This window comes from Zunongwangia pacifica (genome assembly GCF_023499215.1).
Lineage (GTDB): Bacteria > Bacteroidota > Bacteroidia > Flavobacteriales > Flavobacteriaceae > Zunongwangia > Zunongwangia pacifica.
Genome location: NZ_JAKHSK010000068.1, coordinates 1 through 9,225, shown reverse-complemented (window position 1 = coordinate 9,225; position 9,225 = coordinate 1). Strand labels below are relative to the sequence as shown.

Annotated in this window: 7 protein-coding genes and 2 pseudogenes; 6 read left to right on the top strand and 3 right to left on the bottom strand. The window is 35.3% G+C overall.

Going from position 1 to position 9,225, the window contains the following annotated elements; all coding sequences use genetic code 11:
- From L1967_RS21770 to L1967_RS21750, 6 genes and pseudogenes are all read left to right on the top strand, one after another.
- A pseudogene (locus L1967_RS21770) lies at positions 1 to 105 on the top strand (IS1595 family transposase); the annotation flags it as partial.
- Positions 106 to 146: 41 nt separating this feature from the next.
- Positions 147 to 236: a hypothetical protein gene (locus tag L1967_RS22510; RefSeq protein ID WP_420856432.1), complete on the top strand. Its 90-nt coding sequence runs from the start codon at positions 147 to 149 to the stop codon at positions 234 to 236.
- A gap of 43 nt (positions 237 to 279) precedes the next feature.
- Positions 280 to 729, top strand: a complete 450-nt coding sequence (locus L1967_RS21765; RefSeq protein WP_249603602.1) for a hypothetical protein — start codon at positions 280 to 282, stop codon at positions 727 to 729.
- Between the two features lie 200 nt (positions 730 to 929).
- Positions 930 to 1,553 carry a CatB-related O-acetyltransferase gene (locus L1967_RS21760; protein WP_249603601.1) on the top strand — a complete coding sequence of 208 codons (624 nt, stop codon included), beginning with the start codon at positions 930 to 932 and terminating at the stop codon, positions 1,551 to 1,553.
- A gap of 130 nt (positions 1,554 to 1,683) precedes the next feature.
- The gene (locus L1967_RS21755) at positions 1,684 to 1,980 is read left to right on the top strand and encodes a hypothetical protein (RefSeq protein WP_249603600.1); all 297 of its coding nucleotides are present in this window, start codon (positions 1,684 to 1,686) and stop codon (positions 1,978 to 1,980) included.
- A gap of 309 nt (positions 1,981 to 2,289) precedes the next feature.
- The gene (locus L1967_RS21750; protein ID WP_249603599.1) at positions 2,290 to 3,168 is read left to right on the top strand and encodes an AraC family transcriptional regulator; all 879 of its coding nucleotides are present in this window, start codon (positions 2,290 to 2,292) and stop codon (positions 3,166 to 3,168) included.
- A 147-nt stretch (positions 3,169 to 3,315) separates the two neighbouring features.
- On the opposite strand, the gene L1967_RS21745 is transcribed toward L1967_RS21750, so the two are convergent.
- The 3 genes and pseudogenes from L1967_RS21745 to L1967_RS21735 form a co-directional block, all read right to left on the bottom strand.
- Positions 3,316 to 5,100, bottom strand: coding sequence for a RagB/SusD family nutrient uptake outer membrane protein (locus L1967_RS21745; RefSeq protein ID WP_249603598.1), 1,785 nt, complete (start codon positions 5,098 to 5,100; stop codon positions 3,316 to 3,318).
- 15 nt (positions 5,101 to 5,115) lie between these two features.
- Positions 5,116 to 8,328: a SusC/RagA family TonB-linked outer membrane protein gene (locus L1967_RS21740; RefSeq protein ID WP_249603597.1), complete on the bottom strand. Its 3,213-nt coding sequence runs from the start codon at positions 8,326 to 8,328 to the stop codon at positions 5,116 to 5,118.
- Positions 8,329 to 9,112: 784 nt separating this feature from the next.
- A pseudogene (locus tag L1967_RS21735) lies at positions 9,113 to 9,225 on the bottom strand (IS5 family transposase); the annotation flags it as partial.

Sequence of the window (9,225 nt, the reverse complement as noted above, 5' to 3'; positions counted from 1 at the left end):
CTACAGTTATACCTGAATGAATTTATCTACAAACTCAACAGAAGATATTTCGGAGAAAAACTCTTCGATAGGCTCGTTATAGCAGGAATTACAGGTTATGACTAATTGCGGATAATCAAATAAATTTTTACTGAATTAAGATAATCATGCCTGAGAATCCATATTGGAGAAATAATGGGATAATAATAAAAGATCCCGATGAATATTATATAATCAGGAACCTAAAAGCTAAATGATAGCAGCATATAACATAAATCGTTTTTAAATAATACGATAAAAATGACAATTGAAGAAAAAAGTAAGTTTTTAAGAAATAATATTGAACCTTTATCTGACCTCATTTATGGGAAAGGGTATAGAGCTTCGGCATATTTAACGGATGGAACTTATATTCCTTGTGTAAAATTTCTAAATCCAGAAATGAAAACTGAATTCGCAATAAAAAGGTTTGATCAAGAAAGTAAAAAAGAAAGTGCTTTTAAAAACAGTTCGAAAAATAACTACAAAAGGATTGTAGAATCATTTGTGACAGGGGAAAACAATCTGAACGAATATGCCATTGACCATATTGAATTAAGTCCTTTTGCTTTTCCTAAAAATATTCTTGAGCAAATTCATGGAGAAACAACTATGTCGTGGACTGGATTTTGTGCCAAAATGAATGATGGAAAAGTATTCGGATTTGGAAGTAGATTTTTATTTGATTTTTTTCAAATGCCCGAAGGTTAGAAATCCACCGACATATCGGAAATCATAAACCATAGTTATATTTCTAAAACAGGAAAATTGAAAGCTCATCAAGTTCCTTTTTTCGATTGGCCAATAGACTATGATGAAAAAATAGTTTATAGAGAACGACCGTTTTTTAATTGCTACATCAAAGGCTTATAAAGATCTATATTTGTAATTTATTATACCTATTTCAAAAAATGCCTGGACCTGATAAAAATCAAATCTTTCCGCTAAAAAATTATAATAGACTGTGTTTCCTTAAGAATATTATTAAAAATAAAAATATTGTCGTTGGAGATTATACCTATTATGATGATTTTGAAAATGTGGAAAATTTTGAAAGAAATGTAAAATATTTATTTGATTTCATAGGTGATAAATTGATTATCGGAAAGTTTTGTATGATCGCATCTGATGCTAAATTTATTATGAATGGAGCTAATCATTTAAACAAATCTATTTCTACATATCCATTTGCAATATTTGGAAATGGATGGGAAAAAGCTATGGAAGGAAAACACTATCCCAAAAAAGGAGATTTAGTTATCGGCAATGATGTGTGGATAGGTTATAATGCCACAATTATGGCCGGTATAAACATAGGTGATGGCGCCATTATCGCAGCTAATGCAACGGTTACCAAAGATGTAGCACCATATACCATCGTTGGAGGAAATCCCGCAAAAGAAATACGAAAAAGATTCTCTGAAGAGAAAATAAAAAAACTGCTAGAAATAAAATGGTGGGATTGGGAGATTGAGAAAATAACTAAAAATATTCCTTATTTAACAGATGAAAATATTGATGATATAATTTATTAAAAATTAAAAGTAATAGTAATTCATCCCTAATCACTAGGAATACAAAATAAGTGGAACTTCAGAAGCCTGAAAAGAAAATTTTTAAGCCGGAAAATCTGGAATCAAAAGAGTAAACTGAAATCTTACTAAAATGGAAATAAAATATTGTTGGAGATGTAAAATGGAAGTTCCTATGTTGGACAAAGAAGAATTCACTATTGCTTCTGAATTGTACTCAAAAGGATTTAAAATAGCCAAATCTGATAGACAAGAAAAATTTAAAGAGCTGTTGGATAACTATAATCGTTTAACTGGCTTTGAAGAAACTGAACCAAACGCAATAATGCATCACTCCATTGAACAAATTGGCCCAGATTGTGAACATTGTGGAAAACCATATAGAACCCCTAAAGCGAAACTTTGTGCAGCTTGCTGGAATAAAAAATGAATTAAAGTAGTAAAAGCAGATCATCAAAATTCACACTATACCTTAAAGTATTTCCAACAATCAGCTAAAGGCAGTATCTAAAAAAAATTTCTTTAAGTAGATTTAATTAGCATTATATTTAAGATATTCCGTACACTTTCCTATTTTTAAACTTGCTAAGATCAAAGTCAATTTGGAGTATGAAGCGTATTTATCGCGCATACCTTTTATCACCCTACATTTCTTAATAAAATCTCTCCAAAAGGGTATTAGTTATAAAAGAATAACTTTTTTTAGTATATTATATCACTAATTAACCAAAAAACAACCATGATTTTACGAATCCCTAAAAACGCACAAAGGGCGACCACTCCTTTGGAGCCAGAGGACAGTTTTTTTATCTCAGAGACTATTACGAACCATTTGGATTTGCCTGTCCATTTTCATCCGGAATACGAATTATCTTTTATAGAAAATGGGAAAGGTTTAAAAAGAATTATAGGAGATTGCCTGGAGGAAACCGGAAACCTCTCCCTTGCTTTAATTGGCCCTAATCTTGCCCATGGTTGGGAAACCTACAAATGTAACCACACAGGAATTCACGAAATATCACTTCATTTTCAAAATGACCTTTTCGGAGATCATTTTTTAGGACTACGAGTGATGTCCCCTATTAAAGGCATGTTAGAGCAATCTAACCGGGGAATTGCTTTTTCTGGCACAACAGCACAGCAATTATCACCAAAAATCAAAAATCTATCAAAGGCAACCGGAATTCGTTATATTCTGGAACTTATTGCTATTTTACATGAACTGGCGACCTCTAAAAACAAACGTTTACTTTCTAATCCTCAAAACCTTAAAAATTCTAAAGAGAATAAATTAGCTCTTGTAACCCATTATTTAAAACACCATTATAATCGAAAAATAAAACTAGCTGAAATATCAAGTTTTATGAATATGAGTCCTGTATCGTTTAACCGTTTTATAAAAAAGAAAACAGGTAATACTTTTACAGAGTATACGAATCATCTAAGGGTCGATTTTGCAGCAAAAGAACTGATTGAAAAAGAAATGAGTATTGCTGAAATTGCTTTTAGTTGCGGGTTTAATAATATTGCGCATTTTAATAGGGTCTTCAAAAAATATAAGCATTGCACACCCAGCCAATATCGCAAAGAGTTTAACTCACTTAAATTGGTTGGATAATTTTTTTAATATTATAGAAAAACTCCTGTTATGTATAGTTCATAACAGGAGTTTTCATTTTAAGTAAATTATTTTTTATTTCGAGCCCCCCATAGCTATAGGAACGAGATCGGAGCATTTAATCTCGGTTATTGAGTAAAACTCGTATTAATAACCAGAGTTTTGCTGAAGTGTAGGACCTTCTGCAGTGGTGCTTAAATCTATTTGCCGTTGTGGAATAGGGAAATATTTATCGTTAGCATTAAATTCTGCTCCACGCACGTCGGTGGTAATTTGCCCTTCGTATTGTACAAAATTATTCAATACCTCCTGAGCTACACCCCACCGAACCAGATCAAAAAATCGATGGCCTTCCATACCTAATTCTACCCTTCTTTCAAACATAATTGCGTTCATCGCCTGCTCTATTGAAGTAAAATATCCATCGGGATATCGCTGAACGTGATAATTTGCCGCATAATCCTCTGAAAATCCTTGCATAGGATTATTAGGATCTATATAATCTTTTAACCAGCTATCAGGATGATCGGCAATCCTACCACGCACACGATTTACATACTCTAAAGCCATGGTTAGACTTCCTGCCTGTGCTTCTGCTTCAGCAGCCATTAATAATACATCTGCAAATCTTATAATATTAACGTTAATAGCATTTCCTGGTGCCCAGGCACTTTGATCTGAAAATTCATCTGCATTATATTGCCAGTAGATATGCTTTTTAGGTGCGTAAGGACCACCAGAAGACTGTTCTCTTATCCAATCGTAACCAGGGTGATACCCCCAATCGTGATATGGAATTCCTCGTCTTCCTACTGTCCAGTCTAATCTGGGATCCAAAGATTGGGTATCTGGTGTAAAAGCTTCAGTAGAAAGAATACCCATATCGTTCTTTACAGGATTATCATTATAGTTATCCAGATAAGGTAAACCAGTACTCTCACTTGTTCTAAAAGCATTTACAAGATCCTGTGTAGGCTGATAAAATCCACAACACCTAAAAGGACTGTTATACGGATAGGCTAACATAAGTCCCTGATTTGCATTTGCTATGGTATTGGTACCATCATTAGCCACCATTTGTATGGCAAATATAGATTCGCTACTATTTTCATACAGGGCATTAAAATTATGATGGTAATTCTCTAATAAAGCATAGGCTAAACCTCCGGTTGTTTTTCCCGAATTAATAACCTGGGTAAATATTTCTTTAGCATCCGAAAATTTATTCTGAAAAAGGTAGGTTTTTCCAAGATAAGATGCCGCAGCCCATTTATTTGCACGCCCTACTTCGGTTTGTGTTTCCGGAAGATTTTCATAAGCATATTTGAAGTCTTCTTCAATATAAGGCCAAATATCCACATCGTTAGGGACATAATAATCTTCAGTCGTCTCATCGATCCAGGGTACCATATCAAACATCTTCTTCAATTCAAAATAATAATGACCTCTTAGAAAACGTGCCTGTCCCGATATATTCGCTTTAACATCATCTGAAATCCCTTCAGTTTCATTTAATACTTTTAGTACCGAATTAGCACGGGTTACCCCTTCGTAAACCGCTTTCCATTTCGAATTAAAAAATCCATTACTGGCATCCACACTATAAGTGGCAATAGAGTTTATTGCGGGTTGATCCCCTCCATCACTTCCTTTATGGGCATCGCCACCACTAATATCACCATAAATCCAATTAGAAGGAGCGGCCTCCCAGGGAGATCCTCCCCCTAAAGAAAGGACACTGCCGTTATCCTCGTCCTGACCATCTAAAGCCGCATAAGCCGCTATTAAAAGTGCTTCTACTCCTTTTTCATCGCTTAAAGTTTTATTGTCTAATGTTCCGTAAGCGGGCTTATCTAAAAAATCTTCTGAGCAGCTATGGAATACTACAAGCCCTAATATCCCGGCTACAACTATATATATTGTTTTTTTCATATCACTATTTTTTAACTAGAAACTAAGGTTTACGCCAAAGATTAATTTTTTAGGTGTAGGATACGCGCCCTCGTCTATACCAAAAGCCGTAGCAGACCCCGTAAGTTCGGGATCAATACCAGAATATTTGGTAATCGTAAAAAGGTTAGCCCCTTGTACATAAAGATGTAATTGACTAAACCCTATTTGATCCAAAAATGCATCTGAAAAGCTATATCCTAATTGAATATTACGTGCCCTTAAATACGAACCGTCCTCTACAAAGTATGAATTTGGGACATTCGCCGTACTAAAACTTCCTCCTGTTTCCTGTATAGGTGCTGAAGCATTATTGTTTTCAGGTGTCCAGGAATCGTATAAAGCAGTATAGCTTTTTGCTCCGTTAAAGGAACTATAGAAATCATGCCACCAGGTAACCTGATTCCAGATATCATTCCCATATACGCCATATAAAAACATGCTAAAATCCCAGTTTTTATAAGTCAACTCTATATTTAAACCGGCGGTAAAATCTGGATTGGGATTTCCTAAAAACTTACGGTCGTCGCTGGTAATTATTCCGTCACCATTAGTATCTTCATAACGAAAACGACCGACCCCGATATCTGACTGATATTCTGCGCTTGGATCATTCAGGATTTGCTGCGCTTGTTGATTGGCTTCATTTACTTCTTCCTGACTGTTCCAAAAACCTACGATATTATATCCGAAAAACTGGCCTACGGAATGACCTATAGCATTTCTTACAATACTACTTCCATTAAACCTCCGGGCTTCTTGATCAAAATAAGAAACTCCATCTGCAATATTCTTAATTTCATTAGTGTAAGTGGTAAATGTAAGAGTAGAATTCATTTTAAAATCTGAAGTAAAATCGAAGAATGCCGTAGCAGAAAGGTCTAAACCACTGTTTTGCATTTTAGCAATATTAACATAAGGAACTTCAGATACTCCCGCAGTTGCCGGTAATTCAGGATTATATAATAAATCTTCTACATCTTTGCGGTAATAGTCTGCCGATAATCTTAGGCTACTGCTAAATAAACTCACATCGATCCCAATGTTGGCATTTATATTCTTCTCCCACTGGGCGCTAGGATTCCCTATACGTAATCGCTGAAAACCTTCAATAATATTACCATTAGTTCCATTCAAATCGTAATAAGAGGATACTCTGCTACTGCCATAGGTTGTAAAGGCATTAGCTGGATCGACGTTATTTTGATTCCCCATAACACCATAGCCCCCTCTCAATTTTAAATCGTTTATCCACTCTACATCTTCCATAAAACTTTCTTTACTAATTCTCCATCCGGCACTTGCCGCAGGAAACCATCCATGCCGGGGATTGGTAAATCTTGAAGTGGCATCCCTACGAATGGTCGCGCCTAATAAAAAACGATCGTTAAACGTATAATCTATCCTCCCAAAGAGCGAAAAAAGAGCATCTTCTGAATAACTTCCATTGTTAGTTTGTGTACCGGAGCCCGTACCTAAATTCACATAATTAGGATCGAAAGAATAAAAGCCCTGCGTACTTGCCGTAATTAATTTATATTGATTAGAATAGGCTTCACTACCTACTAAAACCGTTAAATCGTGAAGGTCATTAAACGTATTTTGATATTGAAGTGTGTTAGACCACGTCCAGTTATATCCCGTACCTGCATCTTCTGTTAACTGATTATAGGTAGTATTTTCAGCATTTTCATAAGTTGGATATGAAAATGTTTTTGCGGTGGAGTTAGAATAGGTTCCTCCAAAACTTGTCCTTGCGGTAAATTTATCCAGAAAATTCAATTCTGCAAAAATATTCCCGAAAATCTGATTGGTTTTGCTATAATTATTTCGGTTTCTTTCTAAAATAGCCACGGCATTTTGAGAGTTCCCTAATGAAGGGGCCTGAGTACCTGCAAAATTACCTGCAATATCGTACACCGGAATTATTGGCTGACTACGATAGGCATGGTTTATAGGATTCTCCCCGGTAACCTCAACTCTATTCCCATCAGATAATGCAAAAGAAATATTTTCGCCTACCCGCAGATTATCGGTAATATTAAATTGACTGTTCACCCTAATGTTATACCGCTCAAAGTAGGTGTTTCTCAAAGTTCCGTCCTGATCCATATAATTTAATGAAAACAAAAAATTTCCTTTTTCCCCTCCCTGACTTATGGCAATATTGTGGTTGGTGATGGGAGCGTCATCAAAAATTTCCTGAAACCAATTGGTTCCTTGTTGGTTGGCCCTAATAATCTGATTAAAACCATTCACCGCATCTGAACTTGTATAATAGGGATCTACATAATAGGTAGATTCATCAACTTCTCCCTGAGCGGCTCCTCCTGGCAAAATATAATATGGAAGCACAGGTTGTGCTCCAGATCCATACTGTCTATCGGTAATAGTTGCCCCAGGATTGGTGTTTTCCATAGCACGCCATCTAAGATCTGCATGTTCTTGCGGACTAAGGATATCGTACACATTTCCTTTAGGCACCATTTGAGTGCCATAATAAGCATTATAATTTACTTTAAGTCCGCCTTTTCCTTTTTTAGTGGTTATAATAATAACCCCATTTGCAGCACGAGCTCCATAGATTGAAGCAGAACCCGCATCTTTAAGCACCTGCATACTTTCGATATCATTAGGATTTAAGTAATTGATATTCTGCGTGGGCACTCCATCGACCACGTATAAAGGAGTACTATCCCCAAAGGTATTGATACCGCGAATCCTAATCTGTGGTGCCTGGCCAGGTTGTCCAGAACTTGTAACGGTTACCCCTGATGCCTGCCCTTGTAACTGTTCGGTTACTTGCGGACTAGGCTGTCTTCCCATGCTTTTCATATCAACTACAGAAACGGCCCCGGTTAAATCTGCTTTTTTCTGGGTTCCATATCCCACCACAACAACCTCTTCTAGTGCTGAAGCTGCTGGTGCAAAAGAAATTTGTAACTCGGTTCTTCCATTTACGGCAACTTCTTTAGTTTCATAGCCTACAAAGCTAAAGACAAGAGTTGCATTTGAAGGAACCTCAATAGCAAATTCCCCATCAAAATCGGTGAGTACCCCATTAGAGGTACCTTTCTCTACAACATTTACACTAGGCACAGGCATTCCCGTATCTGGGTCGGTAACCATACCGGTTACCAGTATATTTTCCTGAGCCAATAAGGGGATTTGTATCATCAATAAAATGAATGTGAGTAATGGTACTTTCATATATAGTTTTTTAGTTGGTAATATTATTAATAGTAAACTACCTCTGGGCAAGCCCAAAAGGCATCCAATACCGTCACGATATCTATCGGTATCAGTACGACATTGAAGCATTTCATCTCGATTATCGAGTAAAAATTAAAACTTAGCTAACTGTTATAGAGGACTCTTTAATAACAGGCAATATTAAAAACGTTGCCTGCTGACATAAGAGGTGAGGACTGTTTTTCAAATTAAAAATATTGAAAAGTGTAGGGTTTCAGGTAACTCTTAAAGATTAAGGCGGTAAACTACAAAAACATAAAACACTGAAATTAAAAACTTTAATTACAAGATTTTTGCACACGCTTAAACTAAAACGTTTTCGCACAAACCCGTTATATTTTTTCATAATTGATGTTTTTAAGAATGAACAAAGACAAACATGATTCTTAAGATCAATTATTGATTCATTCTGAAGAATTGAATATTAAGATCCAAAAGAAAAGCCTGCAATTCGAATTTAAAAGAAAGCTTAAAATTAGAATAATACTTATTTGTCAAAAATCGATACTATTTTGTCAAATTATATAATTAGCGATTATTTTTTAGCAAATGATCAAAAATAACGCATGATTTAACTTAATTATCAAACTTATCAATTCGTATTTCAATAAGTCCAATACAAACGCTATGTAGTTTGAAATAGTCCTAAAACTTGAGTCCTCACCTATATCACCTAAACAATTTCCATTGCAATATTTTCTATTAAAAATTCATATTTAATCTACTTTATTATAGAACTCGTTTAAACTTTTTCCTTTTTGAAGGGTTTGAACTTTTTCAAGGCTAATACAATAAAAGCAAGATAGTTAAACCCTGTCCAGCTTGCCACGGTAGTATCAAACCTGTTTAGTAACG

What these genes read in the sequence shown, in the direction of transcription:
- L1967_RS21745 (WP_249603598.1), bottom strand. Translation starts at nt 5,100, where the DNA reads ATGAAAAAAACAATATATATAGTTGTAGCCGGGATATTAGGGCTTGTA.
- L1967_RS21760 (WP_249603601.1), top strand. Translation starts at nt 930, where the DNA reads ATGCCTGGACCTGATAAAAATCAAATCTTTCCGCTAAAAAATTATAAT.
- L1967_RS21750 (WP_249603599.1), top strand. Translation starts at nt 2,290, where the DNA reads ATGATTTTACGAATCCCTAAAAACGCACAAAGGGCGACCACTCCTTTG.
- L1967_RS22510 (WP_420856432.1), top strand. Translation starts at nt 147, where the DNA reads ATGCCTGAGAATCCATATTGGAGAAATAATGGGATAATAATAAAAGAT.
- L1967_RS21740 (WP_249603597.1), bottom strand. Translation starts at nt 8,328, where the DNA reads ATGAAAGTACCATTACTCACATTCATTTTATTGATGATACAAATCCCC.
- L1967_RS21755 (WP_249603600.1), top strand. Translation starts at nt 1,684, where the DNA reads ATGGAAATAAAATATTGTTGGAGATGTAAAATGGAAGTTCCTATGTTG.
- L1967_RS21765 (WP_249603602.1), top strand. Translation starts at nt 280, where the DNA reads ATGACAATTGAAGAAAAAAGTAAGTTTTTAAGAAATAATATTGAACCT.